Below are 21,252 nucleotides of genomic sequence, written 5' to 3' on the forward strand. Positions count from 1 at the left end.
TGCGTCTCCGCGTGCGCTCACGGCACGAGCGGCTTCTTCGCGGCCCGTTTCGCCTTGACGTCCGCGATCGCTTTCTCCACCGCGGACAAGCGCTGCGGCAGCGCCGGATGATTCGCCGTATAGCCGTTCAACACGCTGGGCGGATAGCTCTCGGCCAGGCGGTTCCAGAACGCGGGCGCGTCCTTGACGTCGTAGCCGGCGCGCGCAGCCAGGTAGATGCCGAGGCGGTCGGCGGCGGCGTCGGCGTCGGCCGGCATGGCCTTGATGCCGCCGCTGCCGATCAGCATCGACGTGTCGGGCGTGATGCTTTTCAGGTTGTCGATGATGCTGCCGATCGTCGCGCTGTTGCGTTGCGAGGACGGGTGGCCCAGCATGTTGTGGGCCATCGTCTTGGCCAGCACGAAGGCCAGTTCGTCGTCGTCGCGCGTGAAGTTGATCATGCCGCGCGTGACGAGTACGCGGCTGCCGTCGCCGTATGCGTTGACGTTGTCCGCGTTGCCAAGTTCGATCGCGAAGGCGCAGGCGCGCGTGACGGGAATGGTCAGCTGGCGCTCGCTGCGGCGGCGCTCGATCGTCATCGGCAGGCTCGCCTGCGATGCCAGGATCTTGCCGAACATCGCGCCCGCCTGGGACAGCGCATGCTCTCCGGCCGGCAGCGGCTTGCCGGCGGCGGCGAGCAGCACGTCGCCCTCCTGCAAGCCGGCGCGCGCGGCGCCGCTGCCGGCCAGCACGTCGGTCACCTGCAGGCGTTCGTCCATGCCGAAGGCGACGTGCGCGGCTTCGTTGTATTCGCCCGGATAGGACCAGCGGTTCTTCGCCGTGAAGCCGAGGAGGTTGCGCGCCTGGCCCTTGCACAATTCGGCATTCTGGATCAGCAGGGGCGCCGCGACCTTGTACAGGCGCTCCTGCAGGGCCGCCATCTTCGTCAGGGTGTCGGCGGCGGCGGCCATCTGCGGGCTCAGGGCCGGGGCTTCGACGGGGCGTTCGGTGACGCGCGGCGTGGCCGACGGTTGACGCGGTGCCTGCGTGGCGCAGGCCGACAGCAGCAGGGCTGCGGTGATGCCCAGCGCGGTCGTCCTGAAACCCGCGTGGCGCTGACGAAGATGTCCGGTCATGTGCTCCTCATAGTTTATTGTTTGCCGGTGGAGCCGAATCCTCCGGCGCCCCGGTCGCTCGTTGCGAAATCCTCCACGACGTTGAAGCCCACCTGCATGACAGGCACCACGATCAGCTGCGCCAGGCGGTCCATCGGCTGCAGGGTGAAGGTGGCCTGGCCGCGATTCCAGGTCGAGACCATCAGCTGGCCCTGGTAATCGGAGTCGATCAAGCCTACCAGATTACCCAGAACAATGCCGTTCTTATGGCCGAGTCCACTACGGGGCAGGATCATCGCCGCATAGCCCGGATCGCCGATGTGGATGGCGAGGCCGGTCGGCACCAGCACGGTCTGGCCGGGCTCGACGGTCATGGGCGCCTCGATGCAGGCGCGCAGGTCGAGGCCGGCGCTGCCGGCGGTGGCGTAGGCCGGCAGGAAGTCCTTCATGCGCGGGTCGATGATTTTCAGGTCGATATTCTTCATGGAGTGCTTGGTGAGTACGGGTAAATCAGGCCAGCAGCGAACGCTGTTCCAGGCGCTTGGCAATTTCGGAAACGAGCTGGCGCGCCAGTTCCAGCTTGGTCGCGCGCGGGAGCACCGTGTGGCCGGTTTCGTCGAACAGCACGATCGCATTCTCATCCTGCCCGAATGTCTGCGGGCCGATATTGCCCACGAGCAGAGGAATGCCTTTTTTCTCGCGTTTGACGGCGCCGTATTCGATCAGGTTTTCCGATTCGGCCGCGAAGCCGACGCAATACGGCCAGCCGTTCAGCGACGTGGTCGCGGCGACGGTCGCGAGGATGTCCGGGTTCTGCGCGAAGTGCAGCTGCGGGGCGTCGCCGCTGCCGTCCTTCTTGATCTTCTGGTCGCTGGCGTTGTCCACGCGCCAGTCGGCGACGGCCGCCACGCCCACGAAGATGTGCTGGCCGGAGACGGCGGCCATGACGGCGTCGAGCATCTGGCGCGCGCTCTGCACGTCGATGCGGCGCACGCCATGCGGCGTGGGCAGCGACGTCGGTCCGGAGACGAGCGTGACGTCCGCGCCGGCCTCGCGCGCGGCGCGCGCGATCGCATAGCCCATCTTCCCGGACGACAGGTTCGTGATGCCGCGTACGGGGTCGATCGCTTCATACGTCGGACCGGCCGTGATCAGCACGCGTTTTCCCGCCAGGAGCTTCGGCTGGAACGACGCGACGAGTTCTTCGAGCAGTTCGTCCGGTTCGAGCATGCGGCCCATGCCCGTCTCGCCGCAGGCCTGCGAGCCGGCGGCCGGGCCGAGGATGCAGACGCCGTCGTCGCGCAGCTGCGCGACGTTGCGCTGCGTGGGCGCCTTTTCCCACATCTCGACGTTCATCGCCGGCGCGACGAGCAGCGGCACGTGGTGCGGGCGCGCGAGGCACAGCGTCGACAGCAGGTCGTCGGTGGCGCCGTGCGCGAGCTTGAACAGGAAGTCGGCCGAGCAGGGCGCGACGAGGATGGCGTCGGCATCGCGCGTGAGGTCGATGTGCGCCATGTTGTTGGGGATGCGGCCATCCCACTGGTCCGTGAAAACGCCGCGGCCGGACAGCGCCTGCATCGTTACGGTGCCGATGAAATGGGTGGCCGCTTCGGTCATCACGACCTGCACGTGCGCGCCCTGCCTGGTGAGGGCGCGGCACAGTTCCGCGGCCTTGTAGCAGGCCACGCCGCCGGACAGGCCGAGGACGATCTTCTTGCCCTTCAGGTCCATGCTCATGGTTCCTCCGTGCTCAGTGTTTGTTCACGCGGCGCAGCTCATCGATGATGAACAGGAAGGCGCCGATCGTGATCGCGGTGTCCGCGATGTTAAAGGCCGGGAAGTGGCCGACGCCGCGCCAGTAGAAGTCGAGGAAGTCGATCACGTGGCCGTAGGCGACGCGGTCGACGAGGTTGCCGAGGGCGCCGCCCATGATCAGCGCGAGGGCCCAGCAGAACATGCGCTGGCCCGCGTGCTTGCGCAGCAGGTAGATGATGAAGCCGACGGCCGCGATGGCGATGCCGGCGAACAGGTAGCGCTGCCAGCCGCCCTGGTCGGACAGGAAGCTGAACGCGGCACCCTTGTTATACGCGAGGACCAGGTTGAAGAAGCCGGTGATGGGCTTCTCTTCGCCGTGCATGAAGGTGCGCGTGATGGTGATCTTGCTGATCTGGTCGAGCAGGATGACGATGAAGGCGATGCCGAGCCACGGGGTCAGGCTGCCGCCCGAGCGCGACGAGACGGCGGAGAATGTTGGTTTTTTTTTGCTGGCCATGTCGATGGTCGTAAAGGTAAAACCCCGGGCACGCGGCCCGGGGCGCAGGTACGTCAGGCGAAGCGGCGCTGTTCCCCGCTGCCGAACAGGTTGCTCGTGCAGCGGCCGCACAGGCCCGGATGCGCGTGGTCATGGCCCACGTCGCGGCGGTAGTGCCAGCAGCGCTCGCACTTGGCGGCGTCGGACGGCGTCACGGTGACGGCTTCCTTCGCAGCGTCGGCGACCTGTTCGACGGTCGCCTGCGACGTGATGAACACGAACTTCAGGTCGTCGTCCAGGCTGGCCAGCGTCGCGTACTTGTCGCCTGCCGCCTTGAGCGCCAGTTCCGCCTGCAGCGACGAGCCGATCGCGCCGGATGCACGCACTTCTTCCAGCTGCTTGGTCACGTCGGCACGGACGGCGCGCAGCAGCGCGTACTTGTCCAGCAGCGCGGTGCCGTCCGCGATCGCCGGGAAGGTCCACAAGGTCTGGGTGAAGATGGTTTCGTCGCTGTCCTTGTAGGCCTGCTCGCCGGCGAACACGGCCCACGCTTCCTCCGCGGTGAACGACAGGATCGGCGCCATGATGCGCAGCAGCGCGTGCGCGATGTGCCACAGCGCCGTCTGCGCGGAGCGGCGCGCGTGCGAGTTCACGCCCGTCGTGTACAGGCGGTCCTTCAGGATGTCGAGGTAGAAGCCGCCCAGGTCTTCCGAGCAGAAGTTCTGCAGGCGCGCGACGACCGGGTGGAATTCGTAGCGTTCGAAATGCTTCGCCACGTCATCCTGCAGGCGCGCCGTCTCGGCCAGCGCGTAGCGGTCGATCTCGAGCAGCTCGGCCACTGGCACGGCGTTCTTGACCGGATCGAAGTCCGACGTGTTCGCGAGCAGGAAGCGCAGCGTGTTGCGGATGCGGCGATATGCCTCCGTCACGCGCTTCAGGATCTCTTCGGACAGCGCCAGTTCGCCCGTATAGTCGGTCGACGCGACCCACAGGCGCAGGATGTCGGCGCCCAGCGTGTCGCTGATCTTTTGCGGCGACAGCACGTTGCCGAGCGATTTCGACATCTTGCGGCCATGCTCGTCCACGGTGAAGCCGTGCGTGAGCAGCGCCTTGTACGGGGGACGGCCATTCAGCATCGACGACGTCAGCAGCGACGAGTGGAACCAGCCGCGGTGCTGGTCCGAGCCTTCGAGGTACAGGTCGGCCGGGAAGTGCGACTGCACCGCGTGCGAGCCGCGCAGCACGGTCTGGTGCGTCGTGCCCGAGTCGAACCACACGTCCAGCGTGTCGCGGTTCTTTTCGTACAGCGCGGCTTCCTCGCCCAGCAGGTCGCGCGGGTCGAGCTTGTGCCAGGCATCGATGCCGCCCTGCTCGATCAGCTTGGCCACCTGCTCCAGCAGTTCCGGCGTGCGCGGATGCAGGTCGCCCGTCTCCTTGTGCAGGAAGAAGGCCATCGGGACGCCCCACTGGCGCTGGCGCGACAGGGTCCAGTCCGGACGGTTGGCGATCATGCCCTGCAGGCGCGCCTGGCCCCAGTCGGGGAAGAACTGCGTCTCGGCGATGCCGGCCAGCGCGGATTCGCGCAAGGTCGGGCCGCCGTCCTTCGGCTTGACGTCCATGCCGGCGAACCACTGGCTCGTCGCGCGGTAGACGATCGGGGTCTTGTGGCGCCAGCAGTGCATGTAGCTGTGGTCGAACATCTTCAGTTCGAACAGCGCGCCGGCTTCGGAGAGCGCATTGCAGATCGGCTTCGATGCTTCCCAGATCGTCATGCCGCCGAACAGCGGCAGCGTGCTCGCGAAGCGGCCGTCGCCCATCACGGGCTTCAGGATCTCGTCGTCCTTCATGCCGTGCGCCTTGCATGACTGGAAGTCTTCCAGGCCGTAGGCCGGTGCCGAGTGGACGACACCGGTGCCGCTGTCGGTCGTCACGTAGTCGGCCAGGTAGACGGGCGACGTGCGGTCGTAGAACGGATCGGCCGCGTGCAGCGGGTGCTTGAAGCGGAGGCCACCCAGCTTGTCGCCGGTCGTCGTGGCGACGATCTCGCCTTCCAGTTTATAGCGCTGCAGGACGCTTTCGGCCAGGTCTTTCGCGACGATCAGCAGGACCGGTGCGCCGTTGCGGTCAGCCTTGACGAGTGCGTACGTCACTTCCGGATGCACGTTCAGCGCCTGGTTCGACGGGATCGTCCACGGGGTCGTGGTCCAGATCACGATGAAGCCGTCGCCCGCGGGCAGCGCGTCCAGGCCGAACGCCTGCGCGACCTTGTCCGGTTCCGCGAACGGGAAGCCGACGTCGATCGCGGGGTCGCGCTTGTCCTGGTATTCCACTTCCGCCTCGGCCAGCGCCGAGCCGCAGTCGAAGCACCAGTTCACGGGCTTCAGGCCGCGGTACACATAACCCTTGTCGAGCATCGTGCCGAGGGCGCGCAGTTCGTCGGCCTCGTTACTGAAGTTCATCGTCAGGTACGGGTTGTCCCACTCGCCCAGCACGCCCAGGCGGATGAAGCCGGCGCGCTGGCGGTCGACCTGCTCGAGCGCATAGGCGCGTGCCTTTTGCAGCACCTCGGCCGTCGGCAGGTTCTTGCCGAACTGTTTTTCGATCTGGATCTCGATCGGCATGCCATGGCAGTCCCAGCCCGGCACGTACGGCGCGTCGAAGCCGGCGATGGTGCGCGATTTGACGACCATGTCCTTGAGGATCTTGTTGACGGAGTGGCCCAGGTGGATGTCGCCATTCGCGTACGGCGGACCGTCGTGCAGGACGAATCGAGGACGGCCGGCGGCCGCCTTGCGGACGCGTTCGTAGATCTTCTTGTCCTGCCATTGCTTGACCCAGCCCGGCTCGCGCTTGGCGAGGTCGCCGCGCATCGGGAAGGGGGTGTCGGTCATGTTGACCGGGTATTTGCTCTCCGGCTTCTTGTTGCCTTGTTGGCCTTTTTGGCCTTGCTTGGTATCGGACATGGTGATTTCTAAAGTGGACTGCTGTTATTCGTGATGACGGGACGGCCGCTGTTACGCCGTCCTTGGGGTCGTCGGGACTGCAAAAGTCCCGGTCAAATTCGGTCGGTGGCCGTGAGGGCGCCGGCGCGCTGGGCGAACCAGGCGCGTGCCTGCTGGGCGTCGCGCTCGATGGCGACCGTCAGTGTGGGGAGGTCGACGTATTTTTCTTCGTCGCGCAGCTTGGTGAGGAATTCCACACGCACGAGCTTGCCGTAGCAGGGCTGGTTCCAGTCGAAGACATGGACTTCCAGCAGCATGCGGCCCGCGTCCTCGACGGTCGGACGCACGCCGAGGCTGGCGACGGCCGGCAGCGGCTGGTCGGCCAGGCCGTGCACCTGCACGACGAAGATGCCGGCCAGGGCAGGGCGGTGGGCGACGCGCAGGTTCAAGGTGGGGAAGCCCAAGGTGCGGCCCAGTTTCTGGCCGTGGATCACGTGGCCGGACATCGAATACGGGTGGCCCAGCAGGGCGCGCGTGGCGCCGAAATCGGCGGCCGCGAGCGCGGCGCGCACGGCGGAGGAGGAGATCCGGGTCGAGTCGTGCAGCACGGCCGGCAGGCTGTGCACTTCGAAGCCGTAGCGTTTGCCGGCTTCGGCCAGCAAGGCGACGTTGCCGGCGCGGCGGGCGCCGTAGCAAAAGTCGTCGCCGACCATCAGCCATTTCACGTGCAGGCCGTCGACCAGCACGCGCTGCGTGAATTCGTCCGGCGACATCGAGGCGAAGTGCTCGTTGAAGTGTTCGACGATGACGCGGTCGACGCCGGCGTGTTCCAGCGATTCCAGCTTGTCGCGCAAGTTGGCGATGCGGGCCGGCGCCTTCGACAGATCGCCGCTGCGCTGCGCAAAATATTCGCGGGGATGGGGCTCGAACGTCATCACGGCGGCTTCCAGGCCGAGCTTGCGGGCGCTCGCGGTCACGTGAGCCAACAGCGCCTGGTGCCCGCGGTGGACACCGTCGAAGTTGCCGATCGTGAGCGCGCAGGGCGCGCGTGCCCTGTCGTTGGGAAGTCCGCGAAATACCTTCATTGGATGGTTCGTGCTTCTAGGCGAAATACCAGATTATACGGCAAAGGGCATGTTGCACAGCGCAACGCCTTTGCCGCGACGGATGAGCTAGCGTTGCCCCCAATAAAAAAAGCGCAGCCTGCATGACGCAGACTGCGCTTTTTGTCCAGCCCGGGGCAGGGAGATCAGCCGGAGATCGGCTTGTTGATCGCCATGATGAAGTAACGGGCCACTTCCGCCGTGCCATCGGTACCGCGGACGGCCTTGAGCGTGCTGATGGCTTGCGACTTCTTGCCGGCGACGGCATAGGCTTCGCCCAGGTGCAGCTTGACGTCTTCCGGATGCTTCAGGTCCTTGGCTTTCGACGCTTCTTCCAGCATCTTCAGGCCCTTGTCGGCCTGGCCGGACTGGACCAGGGCGTAACCCAGCGATGCCAGGCCGTCGTTGTCGCTGTCCTTGATCAGCTGCGCTTCGGTGGCGGCCAGGGTCTTGTTCTGGTCGGCCAGGGTCTTCTCGGCCAGGTCCTTCAGGCGCTGGTGACGTGCGGCGTCCGGGCCGGTGCCCAGTGCGCCTGCCTTGTAGCCTTTGTCGATGACCTTCAGGGCTTCAGCCGGTGCGCCGGCCTGCAGCACGAGCTGGGCCATTTCCATGTACTCGCTCGGCTTCTTCAGCAGGCCGTTGGCCAGCTTCAGGCGGTAGATGTCCACCGAGAGGCGGCCCGAGAAACCCGGCTTGGTCTGCACGCGGTTCAGCAGGTCGGTCCAGTACTGGGCCTTCGGATAGTTGGCAGCCAGTTTCTCGATGGTGTTGACGTAGCCGGCCTTGTCGTTCTTCTTGAGCTGGATGTTGGCCAGCATGCCCAGCTGGTCTTCGCTCAGGCGGCCGCTCTTCTCGGCCGTGCGCAGTTCATTCTCCAGTGCCTGGATGTTGCCCTGCTTGTAATAGTTCTGCATCAGGTAGGCGCGCAGCTTCGGATCGTCGCGCTCCTTCAGCTGGCGTTCGATGGCGGCGTTGGCCTTGCCCAGGTCGCCCGCGCGCATGTAGATGCCGATCAGGCCTTCCGAGAACTGGGCTTTTTCGGTCGCGTTCAGCTTGCCGGAACCGATCAGGTATTCGAAGGACTTGGCGGCCGTGTCGTAATCGCCGGCGGCCGAAGCTGCACCGGCACGAGTGCGTTCGATCAGGTAGGTTTCGTTGGCCGACTTGCCGCCGACCTTGTCGAGGTCGCGCAGCTTGGCCAGGGCTTCCTTATTTTTGCCCGACTTCATCAGCTGCGCGGCTTCCTGCAGCGGTTTGCCGATTTCGGGACGGAGGACCTCCGCGGCGTAGACCGGGGCCAGGCCGACCACCGGAGCGGCGGCGGTGAATCCGAGGGCGGCCACTACGAGGCCGAGGTGTGCGAGGCGGAATTTAGCCATTATCGAAATTCTCTCATTCAAAATAGACACGGCAGGGAAACCCTGCCGTGTTCATTATAGCCAAAGCGATTACTGGAACTGTTCGTTACCGACCATACCGATCTTGGTGACACCAAGACGCTGGGCCGATGCCATCACACCGGCGACAACCTTGTACTCGACCAGCTTGTTCGGACGCAGGTGCACTTCCGGCTGATCAGCTTGGGCTGCCACATTGGCCAGCTTCGCTTCCAGGGTGGCACGATCCGGGACGGGCTGGTTGTCCCAGAGGACGGTACCGTCGAAGTCCACGTCGATCGTGATCACTACCGGTTCCTTGGTCGGCGGCGGCGGGTTGCCAACCGGCATGTTCAAGTTAACCGAATGGTTTTGCTTTGGAATGGTGATGATCATCATGATGATCAGCACCAGCATGACGTCGATCAGCGGCGTCATGTTCATTTCCATCATCGGTTCCGGATCTGCTCCTTTAGCTCCGGACGAACCAACGTTCATACCCATGGTGTTTCCTTTCAAATCTTGGGAAACCAGCGTGACAGCGGTCGAAGCCGCTATCACGCTGGCGGGTTGCGTCCTGGTGGATCAGCCCTTATCAGGCGGTTCGGTGATGAAACCGACCTTCTGAATCCCGGCACGCTGGGCCGTGTACAGCACCTTGCCGATGAATTCGTAGCGCGTTTGCTGGTCGCCACGAATCTTCACTTCCGGCTGAGGCACTTTCACCGATTCCTTGGCCAGGAAATCGAACAGTTCGTCGGTGTTGGCCAGGTGCTTCTGGTTCCAGTACATCTCGCCATCTTTGTTGACGACGATGTTCACGTCTTCCGGCGTGGTTTTGACAACCTGGTTGGTCTCGATCGGCAGGTTAATCTTCTGCAGGTGGAGGACAACCGGGCTGGTGATCAGGAAGATGATCAGGAGAACCAGCATCACGTCCACGAGGGGCGTGGTGTTGATCTCTGACATCACTGCATCTTCATCTCCGCTATCGGAGCCAACACTCATGCTCATGGTTTAGCCAACCTTTTTAGCAGCGGCGCCCTGTGCACGTGCGGCTTCCGAGGTGTGCATTGCGCCCGAGATCAGGACCGAGTGCACGTCTGCGCTGAACGAACGGACATCTTCCATTGCGGTCTTGTTGCGACGGACCAGCCAGTTGTAGCCCAGAACGGCCGGAACTGCAACGAACAGACCGAATGCGGTCATGATCAGTGCTTCACCCACCGGACCTGCCACTTTGTCGATCGACGCGTTACCGGTCATACCGATGTTGGTCAGTGCGTTGTAGATACCCCAGACGGTACCGAACAGACCGATGAACGGCGAGGTCGAGCCGACGGTTGCCAGGAACGACAGGCCATCCTGCAGGCGCGACTGGACTTTGTCCACAGCGCGCTGGATCTGCATGGTCACCCAGGTCGACAGGTCGATCTGCTCGAGCAGGGCGCCGTCGTGGTGCTGGGTTGCCTTGGTGCCGGTTTCAGCGATGAAGCGGAACGGCGAGCCTTCGGTCAGTTGAGCCGAGCCGGCAGCGATCGACGGTGCTTTCCAGAACTTCTGGTTGGTTTCCTTCGACTGCTTGAAGATCTTCATCTGGTCCAGCAGCTTGGTGACGATGATGTACCAGGAGCCCATCGACATGATGGCCAGGATGATCAGGGTCATACGCGAGACGACGCCGCCTTCCCACACAGCCTGGATACCGAACGGGTTCTCGACTTCTTCTTTCTTGGCTTCGCCGCCAGCTGCCGGAGCCGCTGCCGGTGCCGAAGCGGCAGCGTCGGCTGCCGGTGCTGCTGCGTCAGCCGCCGGTGCCGCTGCCGGTGCGCTCGCTGCTGCCGAGGCCGGAGCGTCGGCGAAGGCCGGAGCGGACACCAGTGCCGATGCCGCAGTGACCGAGAACAGGAGAGCCGCTACGGTAGCGGACAAACGGGTATTCTTAAACATGCTTCCTCCAAAAATTTAAAATGAACAGTTCGCTGAACTAATAACAACGAAAATCATGCTTTTGAGACGATACGCTGTCTCTGGTTATTCCAGCGTCCAGACGTACTGAACCGGCTGCCAGGACTCGATGGCCTGGCCGTTCTCAGTTGCCGGCTTGAACCGGCACTTGCCCAGTGCCACCTGAGCAGCCTTATCCAGGTCGCGGAAGCCGCTGGACTTCGTGACCTTGGAATCCTTCACACCACCGTCCGAACCAATCAGGAACGAGATGGTCGATACACCCGTTTCTTCGTTACGCAGCGACGACTTCGGATATTCCGGCTTCGAGCACGTATTGAAGTCTGCGACTGCCGGGGTGCGGGCCGGGCCGGCCGGCTTGGCTACCGGTGCCGGTGTCGGAGGTGCCGGCGGTGCCTTCACGATCTCGTTCGTCGCCGGTTTTGCCTGCGTCGTGTTAGCGATCACATTCTGCTGCGGCGGCGGGGTTTGCACTTGCACTTCCACCGGCGGGATGAACGGCGGAGGCGGCGCCTTCATTTCCGGCGGCGGCGGCGGGGGCGGCGTCTCCGGAGGTGGCGGCGGTTTTACGTCTTCAATGATCTTGGTCTCCACTGCCTCGGCCATCTTGCTGACCATCCGTTTGCCGAGACCGGTGACGATCCCGTAAGCAACGACCAGGTGCAAGACGATGACAACGGCGATACCAGTCAAATTCTTCCCGGGGTTCTTCTCATGCGAAAAATTCATCCTGCTTTCTCCAATACCAACCTTTTTTTGTTGCTACTAAACCCACAAAACACGACAAAAAGCTAAGAGCCGCATCCGGGACATCGGCGAATTATACCTACGAATTCTTTTTTGCACATACATTTTTACACCCTCAAAGAGCGCCTATTTGTCTGTAAAAACAGGCAAAGAAAGTGATCAATAAAGAACGGTCGTGGGTATGCCGATGGAGGTGGAAGTTAGTTGTTTTGCAATGTCGAGCGGACCCCTTTCATAATGTGTGGAAGATAAGGCTGCTGCCCCCAAAACGCCGAATTTTCCATGCCTATTTTGCAGCTCAGCAAATATCATAAGAAAGAATCATGGCGTTTCTGCCAACTATATCGAAGTTCCAAGTGAGAGGGCGTACTGTTGAAGTGGTTTTGACCCTGAATAAAAGGGGCCAGTCATAACAAGTCCTTATGTCGATACAGGCACTTGATATGGCTCATTTACCACGTCAGATGTTAGTTGAACTACATCACAAGGGGAAGATGGTGTCAACAGGATGGAAGAAAAAAATGCCCGCGCCGAGTAGCGCGGGCCGGAAGGTCAGTAACGCGCGCGCTTCTCGCGACGGCACTCCAGGCTGCTCACGACACGCCCGGATGGGTCAACGGTCTCGAGGCGGACATCGAAGCCCCACAGCCGTGCGACGTGCTTCAGGACCTCATGCGCCTGCTGGTTCAGGGGGCGGCGCTGGAACTGGGTGTGACGCAGCGTGAGCGCGCGGTCGTCCCGGGTGTTGACTTGCCAGACCTGGATGTTCGGCTCGCGGTTACCGATATTATATTGATCGGCAAGCTGCTGGCGGACGTAGCGGTATCCGGCCTCGTCGTGGATGGCCGAAATCGTCAGCTTGTCGCTGCGGTCGTCGTCCAGCACGGCGAAGAAGTGGAATTCCCGGATCAGCTTGGGCGACAGGTACTGGGCGATGAAGCTCTCGTCCTTGAAATTGCGCATCGCAAAGTCGAGCGTCTTGAGCCAGTCGCTGCCCGCGATGTCCGGGAACCAGGCCTTGTCCTCGTCCGTCGGCTCTTCGCAGATGCGCTTGATGTCCGTCATCATCGCAAACCCGAGGGCATACGGATTAATGCCATTGTAATAGGGGCTCGTGGCCGGCGGCTGGTAGACGACGTTCGTATGGCTCTGCAGGAATTCCAGCATGAACCCGTCGCCGACGATCCCTTCTTTATAGAGCTCCTGCAGGATCGTGTAGTGCCAGAAGGTCGCCCAGCCTTCGTTCATGACCTGGGTCTGGCGCTGCGGATAGAAATACTGCGAGATCTTGCGCGTGATCCGTACGAGTTCGCGCTGCCAGGGTTCGAGCAGCGGGGCGTACTTCTCGATAAAGTAGAGCAGGTTTTCCTCGGGCTCGGGCGGGAAGCGCGGCGGTGGCTGGTCCTTGATCTGTTCCTCGCGCCGCGGCAAGGTGCGCCACAGCTCGTTGACCTGCGACTGCATGTATTCCTCGCGCTCTTTCTGGCGCGCCGCTTCCTGAGCGACCGACAGCTTGGCCGGCCGTTTGTACCGGTCCACGCCATAGTTCTGGATCGCGTGGCAGGAATCGAGCAATTCCTCGACGGCGTCGATGCCATGCCGCTGTTCGCACTCGGCAATATAGTTCTTCGCAAAGACCATGTAATCGACGATGGCGTCGGCATCGGTCCAGGTCCGGAACAGGTAATTGCCTTTAAAGAAGGAATTGTGGCCGTAGGCCGCGTGCGCGATCACGAGCGCCTGCATCGTCAGGCTGTTTTCCTCCATCAGATAGGCGATGCAGGGGTTCGAGTTGATGACGATTTCGTATGCGAGGCCCATCTGGCCCCGTTTGTAACTCTTTTCCGTCGTCAGGAAATGCTTGCCGAAGGACCAGTGGTTGTACGAGACGGGCATGCCGACGGACGTGTACGCGTCCATCATCTGTTCGGCCGTGATGATCTCGAGCTGGTTGGGATAGGTGTCCAGGCCGAACTTCCTGGCCACCCGGCGGATTTCCTCGTGCGCCTGTTCGATCAGGTCGAACGTCCATTCCGACTGTTCGGGCAGGGCGCGCGGGTTGTTGGGATCTCTTGGCATAGCGGGCCTCGCTACTTGGGCTGCTTCTTGAACAATTCGCGGAACACCGGATAGATGTCCGCCGGCGTCACGATCTTCTGCATGGCGAAGTTCTGGTGATCGGCCGCCACCTCGGCGTACTGCTCCCACAGGTTCTGGGGCGGGCCGTCGGTGATCTCGACATACGTGTAGTACTGGACCATGGGCATGATCGCGTTGGTCAGGATCTGCTTGCACAGCACGGAGTCGTTGTCCCAGTTGTCGCCGTCCGAGGCCTGGGCCACGTAGCTGTTCCAGTCGCCGTTGCTGTAGCGTTCGGTGATGACCTTGTTCAGCAGGTGCAGCGCCGACGACACGACCGTGCCGCCCGATTCGCGCGAGTGGAAGAACTCGTTTTCGTCGACCTCGGCCGCCGCCGTGTGGTGGCGGATGAAGACGACGTCGATGTGTTCGTAGACCCGCTTGAGGAACAGGTACAGCAGGATGAAGAAGCGCTTGGCGGTGTCCTTGCGGCTTTCATCCATCGATCCGGACACGTCCATGATGCAGAACATGACGGCTGCCGTGGACGGCTTCGGGATCTTGATGCGGTTGCTGTAGCGCAGGTCGATCGGGTCGATGAACGGGATCGCCAGCAGGCGCGTGTGCAGGTGGTGGATCTTGTGCTTCAGTTCGATCACCTGCGGGTCGTCTTCTTCCACACCCTGTTCGCGCAGGTCGCGCAACTGGTGCTCGAGGGCGGTCAGCTGCTTGCGGGAGGGGCCGCCCACGGCGATGCGCCGGCCGAGCGCGCCGCGCAGGGAGCGCAGCACGTGGATGTTCGACGGTGTGCCGGAAATATTGTAGCCGGCGCGCTGGTTCTTGTATTCGACGACCTGGGTCAGCTGCGTCTTGACCATGTTCGGCAGCTCGAGGTCTTCGAAGAAGTAATTCATGAATTCTTCGCGGGACAGCTCGAAGATGAAATCGTCTTCGGTCGTCTGTTCGCTGTTGCCAGCACGGCCGCGTCCGGCGCCGCCGCCACCGCCGCGGGGACGGTTGATCGTGTCGCCTTTCTGGTATTCCGTGTTGCCGGGGTTGACGGTCTCCCACACGCCGCCATGGGCGTGTCCGAAATGCGGCTCGCTCACGTCCTTGACGGGAATCGAGACCTTCTCGCCATTCTCTACGTCGGTGATCGAGCGACCCTTGATCGCCCGGCCCACCGCATCCTTGATTTGCGCCTTATAGCGGCGCAAGAAGCGTTCGCGGTTGACCGCAGACTTGTTCTTGCCCTGCAAGCGTCGGTCGATGAGGTAAGTCAAAACAGGCCTCCTGCTGAAAGTCGCGGCGGGCCGGATTCCTTCCCGGTCCTTACATAATATAACGCGCCGCGTCGTCACGTGGTTGGCGTCGCGGATTCCGGTGACCGGCTGCGTGCCGGTCGACCGGTCCTGCCCGGCGGGCGCTCCACCGCCCGCCCCACGCTCCTGGTTTTGCGATGGCCTTTACGAGGACTTCCTTACACGAAGGTACCACTCGCACAGCAGGCGGACCTGCTTCGGCGTATAGCCTTTTTCGACCATACGGGCCACGAAGTCGGCATGCTTGGTGGCATCTTCCGCGCTGGCTTTCGCGTTGAACGAAATCACCGGGAGCAGTTCCTCGGTATTCGAGAACATTTTCTTCTCGATCACGGTGCGGAACTTCTCATAGCTGGTCCACGCAGGATTCTTGCCGCCGTTCGTCGCCCGCGCGCGCAGCGCGAAGTTGACGATCTCGTTGCGGAAATCCTTCGGGTTCGAAATGCCGGCCGGTTTCTCGATCTTCTCGAGCTCGGCGTTCAACGTTTCGCGGTCGAAGCTTTCGCCCGTGTCCGGATCGCGGAATTCCTGGTCCTGGATCCAGAAGTCCGCGAACGTGACGTAGCGGTCGAAGATGTTCTGGCCGTACTCGGAATAGCTTTCCAGGTAGGCCGTCTGGATCTCCTTGCCGATGAAGTCGACGTAGCGGTTCGCCAGGTGTTCCTTGATGTACGACATATAGCGCTGCTCGGTCTCGCCCGGGAACTGCTCGCGCTCGATCTGCTGTTCCAGCACGTACAGCAGGTGCACGGGATTCGCCGCCACTTCGGTGTTGTCGAAGTTGAAGACCTTGGACAGGATCTTGAACGCGAAGCGGGTCGACAGGCCGTTCATGCCTTCGTCCACGCCGGCATAGTCGACGTATTCGTGCAGCGACTTCGCCTTCGGATCGGTGTCCTTCAGGTTCTCGCCGTCGTACACCAGCATCTTCGAATAGACGCTCGAGTTTTCGGGATCCTTCAGGCGCGACAGGATCGCGAACTGGGCCATCATGCGCAAGGTGCCCGGGGCGCAGGGGGCCTTGTCGAGCGAGGAATTGCGCAGCAGCTTGTCGTAGATCTTGACCTCGTCCGACACGCGCAGGCAGTACGGCACCTTGACGATATAGATACGGTCGAGGAATGCCTCGTTGTTGCGGTTGTTGCGGAAGGTCTTCCACTCGGATTCGTTCGAGTGCGCCAGGATGATGCCTTCGAACGGGATCGCGCCGAAGCCCTCGGTGCCCTTGTAGTTGCCTTCCTGCGTGGCCGTCAGCAGCGGGTGCAGGACCTTGATGGGCGCCTTGAACATCTCGACGAATTCCATCAGGCCCTGGTTCGCCAGGCACAGGCCGCCGGAGTAGCTGTAGGCGTCCGGATCGTCCTGGGCATAGTCTTCCAGCTTGCGGATGTCGACCTTGCCGACCAGCGAGGAAATATCCTGGTTGTTTTCGTCGCCCGGTTCCGTCTTCGAGATCGCGATCTGCTTCAGGATGGACGGATAGCGTTTGACAACGCGGAACTTGCTGATGTCGCCGCCGTATTCATGCAGCCGCTTGACTGCCCACGGGCTCGGCACGGCACGCAGGAAGCGGCGCGGGATGCCGTAGTCTTCTTCGAGGATGGCGCCGTCCTCGTCCTCGTTGAACAGGCCGAGCGGCGATTCGTTCACCGGCGAGCCTTTCAGCGCGAAGAACGGCACCTGTTCCATCAGGTGCTTGAGTTTTTCCGCGATCGACGATTTACCGCCACCGACCGGTCCCAGCAGATAAAGAATCTGCTTGCGCTCTTCCAGGCCCTGGGCCGCATGGCGGAAATAGGAAACGACCTGTTCGATCACTTCCTCCATGCCGTAGAACTCGCGGAATGCGGGATATACCTTGATGACCTTGTTGGCGAAGATGCGCGACAGGCGCGGGTCGAGGCGGGTGTCGACCAGGGTGGGTTCGCCGATTGCGGCCAGCATGCGCTCGGGAGCGCTGGCGTAAGTCAGGGGATCTTTTTTGCAAAGCTGAAGGTACTCAGACAGGGAGTATTCCTCTTCCCGGGTACGCTCATAGCGGGCTGCGTAGTTATCAAAAATGGTCATGTGAATGTCCTCTAATGTGCTAACACTGATCACGTCTGGCGGCTGACTGAGACTGCCGCCCAAGCCCGGTCTTGGCAGGTGGGACGTCGAAAACCTGCTGCGCGTTGCATTTTTGTCCTGCGATGCTCGCTGTACCAGCGTACAGCTGCGCTTCTCGAACAAAACTGCTGCCGCTCGCGACGGTTTTCGAGATCCCCCAAAGCGTTCTTGTTGGGGTCGCCGTCTGGATTTGGAGGTCAGAAGATCTGACACAAAACGAAGGGCGATGTTCTTGTTCTCATCCGGTTTTAACCGGGGCCTCGTGGAACCCGCCTTTGTGGATCCAGGCGGGTGGCGAGGCCCCTCGCCGGTTTGTTAGCGCCCGCTGAGAGCGTCTTCTTACGCTTATGAAATTTATTATCTGCCTATTAGTTCTCGAAGTCAAAACAGTGTCGTGCACGTGTATCCGGCCTTTCCAAGTCCTTGTAACGAATAAGGAAATAACCTTTTTTAAGCTCATTGCGAACCACGCCTTTACCCCTTTTTTGGTATTTCGGACATGGTTTCCAACCAAGACTTTTGATCCCGTCAGCCACGATCATGTTTATTAATCGTTAAGTAAATAGTGCACCATCTTGCTAAGCAGTGGCGCACGCGTATCGTGTACGGACATATCAGGAATTCTTCAGTGAAATGAGAGGCTTGCATCGATGCGCTACACTGGCTGCCTGATTCCATTCCACCGATTCAACGCGGAGATCCCATGCTGAACGAACAGCTGCGCCATATGTTGCAGGCGATGCCGAAAGCAGAATTGCACATCCACATCGAAGGCTCGCTCGAGCCCGAGCTGATTTTTGAGCTCGCGCAAAGAAATGGTGTGTCTCTCCCGTATGCATCGGTTGAAGCGTTGCGTCAAGCGTACGCTTTCACCGATCTACAGTCGTTCCTGGATATATATTACGCAGGCGCAAGTGTTCTGCTGACTGAGCAGGACTTTTATGACATGACGATGGCGTACCTGCAGCGGGCTGCAGCGGACAACGTCCGCCATGCGGAGATCTTCTTCGACCCGCAGACCCACACGGCGCGCGGCGTGCCGTTCCGGACCGTGGTCGACGGCATCTGGCGCGCCTGCCAGGACGGGCCGATCAGCGCCACCCTGATCATGTGTTTCCTGCGCCACCTGTCCGAGGAAGAAGCCATTGCCACGCTGGAAGAAGCGCTGCCGTTCCGCGACAAGATCATCGGCGTGGGCCTCGACTCGTCCGAGGTCGGGCACCCGCCGGAAAAATTCGCGCGCGTGTTCGAGCGCGCCCGCAACCTCGGCCTGCACCTCGTCGCGCACGCGGGCGAGGAAGGGCCGCCGGCCTACATCGAGAGCGCGCTCGACGTGCTCAACGTGGAGCGCATCGACCACGGCGTGCGCTGCCTCGAAGATGCCGACCTGACGGCGCGCCTCGTGCGCGAACAGATGGCGCTGACCGTGTGTCCGCTGTCGAACATCAAGCTGCGCGTCTTTGACGTGATGGGCGACAGCAACCTGCGCCGCCTGCTCGACGAAGGCCTCGCCGCCACCGTGAATTCCGACGATCCGGCCTATTTCGGCGGCTACGTCAACGACAACTACCTGGCCGCGTTCGACGCGCTGCCGCTCGATGTGAATCACGCGCGCCAACTGGCGAAGAACAGCTTCGCCGCCGCCTTCCTCGAGCCCGAGCGCAAGCGCGCCTGGCTGGCCGAAGTCGACGCCTTCTTCGACGCCGCACGGGCCGCGTAACCGCCATGCTGATCCAATCCCTGCGCATGACCGCGCGCGACTGGCGTGCCGGCGAACTGCGGTTCCTGCTGGTGGCGCTGGTGGTCGCCGTGTCGGCGCTGGCGGCCGTCGGCTTCTTCGTCGACCGCATGCGCTCGGGCCTGAACCGCGACGCGCGCCAGCTGCTGGGCGCCGACCTGCTCGTCAACGCCGACCAGCCGCTGCGCCAGGACTGGCGCGACGAGGCGGCGCGGCGCGGCCTGCTGCTGGCCGACACGGTGACGTTCCCCAGCATGGCGCAGGCCGGGCAGGGCGACGCGTCGCAGGCGCTGCTGGCGTCCGTGAAGGCCGTGTCGACGACCTATCCGCTGCGCGGCGCCATGCGCGTGACGACGAGCACGCTCGATGCGAGCGAAGCCCTCGGCGACATCACGCACGACACGCCCGCGCCGGGCACGGTGTGGGTCGACGTCAACCTGCTGCCGCCGCTGCGGATCAAGGTCGGCTCGACGATCCAGCTCGGCGACAAGCCTTTCAAGGTCGCGCGCCTGATCGCGTCGGAGCCGGACCGCGGCGCCTCGTTCGCCAACTTCGCGCCGCGCGTGATGCTGGCGCTGTCCGACCTGAAAGCGACTGGCCTCGTCGACAACTATGCGCGCGTCACGTACCGCATGCAGGTGGCGGCGAAGTCGCCCAACGACCAGGCCGCGATCGCCGGTTACGAGCGCTGGCTGCGCGGCCGGATCGCGGCCGACAACGTGCGCGGCGTGCGCATCGAGACGCTGGAAAACGGCCGCCCCGAGATGCGCTCGACGATCGACCGCGCCGAGCGCTTCCTGTCGCTCGTCGGTTTGCTGTCCGCGATGCTGGCCGCGGTGGCCGTCGCCATGGCCGCGCGCCGCTTCATGCAGCGCCACCTCGACGCCTGCGCGATGCTGCGCTGCCTCGGCATGACGCAGAACGAGGTCGGCGCGCTGTTCCTCATCGAATTCGTCATCGTCGGCCTGGCGGGCAGCGTGCTCGGGGTGCTGGTCGGCTTCGGCGCCCACTTCGTGCTGCTCGAGATGGTGAAAGGGCTGATTTCCACCGAGCTGCCGCCCGTGTCGCTGCTGCCCGCGCTGCAGGGCATCGCCACCGGCATGCTGCTGCTCGTGGGCTTCGCGCTGCCGCCCGTGCTCCAGCTGCGCAACGTGCCGCACAACCGCGTGATCCGGCGCGAGCAGGCGGCACCGAAGCCGCTCGCGCTGGTCACGTACGGCTTCGGCGCGGCCGTCTTCGTCGGGCTGCTGCTGTGGCAGGCCGGCGACCTGCAGCTCGCGCTGCTCACGGCCGGCGGCTTCGTCGGCGCGTTCGCCCTGTTCGCACTCGTCGGCTGGCTCGCGCTGCTGTCCCTGCGCCGCCTGCGCGGCGCGTTCCGCCACCAGGCGTGGCGCTTCGCCATCACGTCGCTGCAGCGGCGGCCCGGCGCGACGGTCGTGCAGATCGTGTCGCTGTCGCTGGGCCTGATGGCGCTGCTCGTGCTGACCGTCGTGCGCGGCGACCTGATGGCCGCGTGGCGCACGGCGACGCCGCCCGATGCGCCGAACCGCTTCATCATCAACATCCAGCCCGACCAGCGCGACGGCGTCGCCCGCACGATCCGCGCGGCCGGCGTGCCCGAGCCGACCTTGTATCCGATGATCCGCGGCCGCCTCGTCGCGGTGAACGGCAACGCGGTGACCGCGACGACGTACACGGACGAGCGGGCGAAAGGCCTCGCGGAGCGCGAATTCAACCTGTCCTCGACGGCGGACCTGCCGGCCACGAACGAGATCGTGGCGGGCCGCTGGTACCGCGACGCGCCGGGCGTGGCGGAAGCGTCGGTCGAGCAGGGCCTGGCGAACACGCTGCGCCTGAAACTGGGCGACACGATGCGCTTCGACATGGGCGGCCAGATCGTCGACGCGCAGATCACGAGCCTGCGCAAGCTGGAATGGGGATCGATGCGGGCGAACTTCTTCGTCATCATCAACCCGGCCGCGATGAAGGACGCGCCGACGACGTACATGACCGCGTTCCACCTGGCCGCGCGCGGCATCGGCCTGGCCAACACGCTGACGCGCGCGTGGCCGAATCTCACCGTCATCGACGTCAGCGGCATCATCCGGCAGGTGCAGGAAGTGCTGGACCAGGTCGTCGTGGCGGTGGAATTCCTGTTCATGTTCACGCTCGCGTCGGGCGTGCTGGTGCTGTACGCGGCGCTGATGGGATCCCAGGCGGAGCGCACGCGCGAAGCGGGCCTGCTGCGCGCGCTGGGCGCCACGCGCGGCCAGCTGGCGCAGGCGCAGCGCATCGAGTTCATGCTGGTCGGCGGCCTGTCCGGGTTGCTGGCGGCATCGGGCGCGGCGGCGCTGGGCTGGGCGTTGGCCAGGTACCAGTTCAAGTTCCCGTGGACGTTCGATCCGACCGTGTGGGGCGCGGGACTGGTCGTGGGCGCGGTCTGTGCGCTCGTCGGCGGCTGGCTCGGCCTGCGCAATGTGTTGCGGCAGCCACCGTTGCAGACACTCAGGGAGGCTTGACGTTCCA

At 63.3% G+C, this 21,252-nt stretch carries 16 protein-coding genes; 2 read left to right on the forward strand and 14 right to left on the reverse strand.

The genetic code is table 11. The annotated features are described in order from the left end of the window. Positions 1-17: 17 nt before the first annotated feature. The 14 genes from ASD28_RS26990 to ASD28_RS27055 all read right to left on the reverse strand — a co-directional run bounded on the left by ASD28_RS26990 (position 18) and on the right by ASD28_RS27055 (position 16,949). Positions 18-1,115, reverse strand: a complete 1,098-nt coding sequence (locus ASD28_RS26990; protein ID WP_056136141.1) for a M48 family metallopeptidase — start codon at positions 1,113-1,115, stop codon at positions 18-20. A gap of 14 nt (positions 1,116-1,129) precedes the next feature. Then, complete coding sequence (gene dut / locus ASD28_RS26995; RefSeq protein ID WP_056136142.1) at positions 1,130-1,579, reverse strand: dUTP diphosphatase; 450 nt, start codon at positions 1,577-1,579, stop codon at positions 1,130-1,132. 25 nt (positions 1,580-1,604) lie between these two features. After that, positions 1,605-2,825, reverse strand: coding sequence for a bifunctional phosphopantothenoylcysteine decarboxylase/phosphopantothenate--cysteine ligase CoaBC (coaBC, locus tag ASD28_RS27000; RefSeq protein WP_056136863.1), 1,221 nt, complete (start codon positions 2,823-2,825; stop codon positions 1,605-1,607). 19 nt (positions 2,826-2,844) lie between these two features. Continuing rightward, a complete protein-coding gene (lspA, locus tag ASD28_RS27005; RefSeq protein WP_056136144.1) occupies positions 2,845-3,366 on the reverse strand; it encodes a signal peptidase II in 522 nt (173 codons plus the stop codon). A 53-nt stretch (positions 3,367-3,419) separates the two neighbouring features. Beyond that, positions 3,420-6,308, reverse strand: coding sequence for an isoleucine--tRNA ligase (ileS, locus tag ASD28_RS27010; protein WP_056136146.1), 2,889 nt, complete (start codon positions 6,306-6,308; stop codon positions 3,420-3,422). 92 nt (positions 6,309-6,400) lie between these two features. After that, a complete protein-coding gene (locus tag ASD28_RS27015) occupies positions 6,401-7,372 on the reverse strand; it encodes a bifunctional riboflavin kinase/FAD synthetase (RefSeq protein WP_056136147.1) in 972 nt (323 codons plus the stop codon). Between the two features lie 164 nt (positions 7,373-7,536). Next, positions 7,537-8,769 (reverse strand): lipopolysaccharide assembly protein LapB, encoded by a 1,233-nt coding sequence (locus ASD28_RS27020; RefSeq protein ID WP_056136149.1) that lies wholly within the window; start codon positions 8,767-8,769, stop codon positions 7,537-7,539. 69 nt (positions 8,770-8,838) lie between these two features. Beyond that, complete coding sequence (locus tag ASD28_RS27025; protein ID WP_200948779.1) at positions 8,839-9,270, reverse strand: biopolymer transporter ExbD; 432 nt, start codon at positions 9,268-9,270, stop codon at positions 8,839-8,841. An 81-nt stretch (positions 9,271-9,351) separates the two neighbouring features. After that, complete coding sequence (locus tag ASD28_RS27030) at positions 9,352-9,780, reverse strand: biopolymer transporter ExbD (RefSeq protein WP_056136151.1); 429 nt, start codon at positions 9,778-9,780, stop codon at positions 9,352-9,354. A 3-nt stretch (positions 9,781-9,783) separates the two neighbouring features. Further along, positions 9,784-10,716 carry a MotA/TolQ/ExbB proton channel family protein gene (locus tag ASD28_RS27035; protein WP_200948780.1) on the reverse strand — a complete coding sequence of 311 codons (933 nt, stop codon included), beginning with the start codon at positions 10,714-10,716 and terminating at the stop codon, positions 9,784-9,786. A gap of 84 nt (positions 10,717-10,800) precedes the next feature. Then, the gene (locus tag ASD28_RS27040) at positions 10,801-11,463 is read right to left on the reverse strand and encodes an energy transducer TonB (protein ID WP_056136155.1); all 663 of its coding nucleotides are present in this window, start codon (positions 11,461-11,463) and stop codon (positions 10,801-10,803) included. A gap of 570 nt (positions 11,464-12,033) precedes the next feature. Next, a complete protein-coding gene (locus ASD28_RS27045; protein WP_025511494.1) occupies positions 12,034-13,560 on the reverse strand; it encodes a SpoVR family protein in 1,527 nt (508 codons plus the stop codon). An 11-nt stretch (positions 13,561-13,571) separates the two neighbouring features. Beyond that, entirely contained in the window at positions 13,572-14,843 is a 1,272-nt protein-coding gene (locus ASD28_RS27050; protein ID WP_056136156.1) for a YeaH/YhbH family protein, read from the reverse strand. Between the two features lie 183 nt (positions 14,844-15,026). Beyond that, entirely contained in the window at positions 15,027-16,949 is a 1,923-nt protein-coding gene (locus tag ASD28_RS27055) for a PrkA family serine protein kinase (protein ID WP_056136158.1), read from the reverse strand. A gap of 742 nt (positions 16,950-17,691) precedes the next feature. On the opposite strand from ASD28_RS27055, the gene ASD28_RS27060 reads away from it, so the two are divergent. Both ASD28_RS27060 and ASD28_RS27065 read left to right on the forward strand, forming a co-directional pair. Beyond that, positions 17,692-18,708 (forward strand): adenosine deaminase, encoded by a 1,017-nt coding sequence (locus ASD28_RS27060; RefSeq protein ID WP_056136161.1) that lies wholly within the window; start codon positions 17,692-17,694, stop codon positions 18,706-18,708. Between the two features lie 5 nt (positions 18,709-18,713). Further along, the gene (locus ASD28_RS27065) at positions 18,714-21,245 is read left to right on the forward strand and encodes an ABC transporter permease (RefSeq protein ID WP_056136163.1); all 2,532 of its coding nucleotides are present in this window, start codon (positions 18,714-18,716) and stop codon (positions 21,243-21,245) included. Positions 21,246-21,252 lie beyond the last annotated feature (7 nt).

Origin of the sequence: Massilia sp. Root133, from assembly GCF_001426525.1 — a bacterium.
Lineage (GTDB): Bacteria > Pseudomonadota > Gammaproteobacteria > Burkholderiales > Burkholderiaceae_D > Telluria > Telluria orientalis.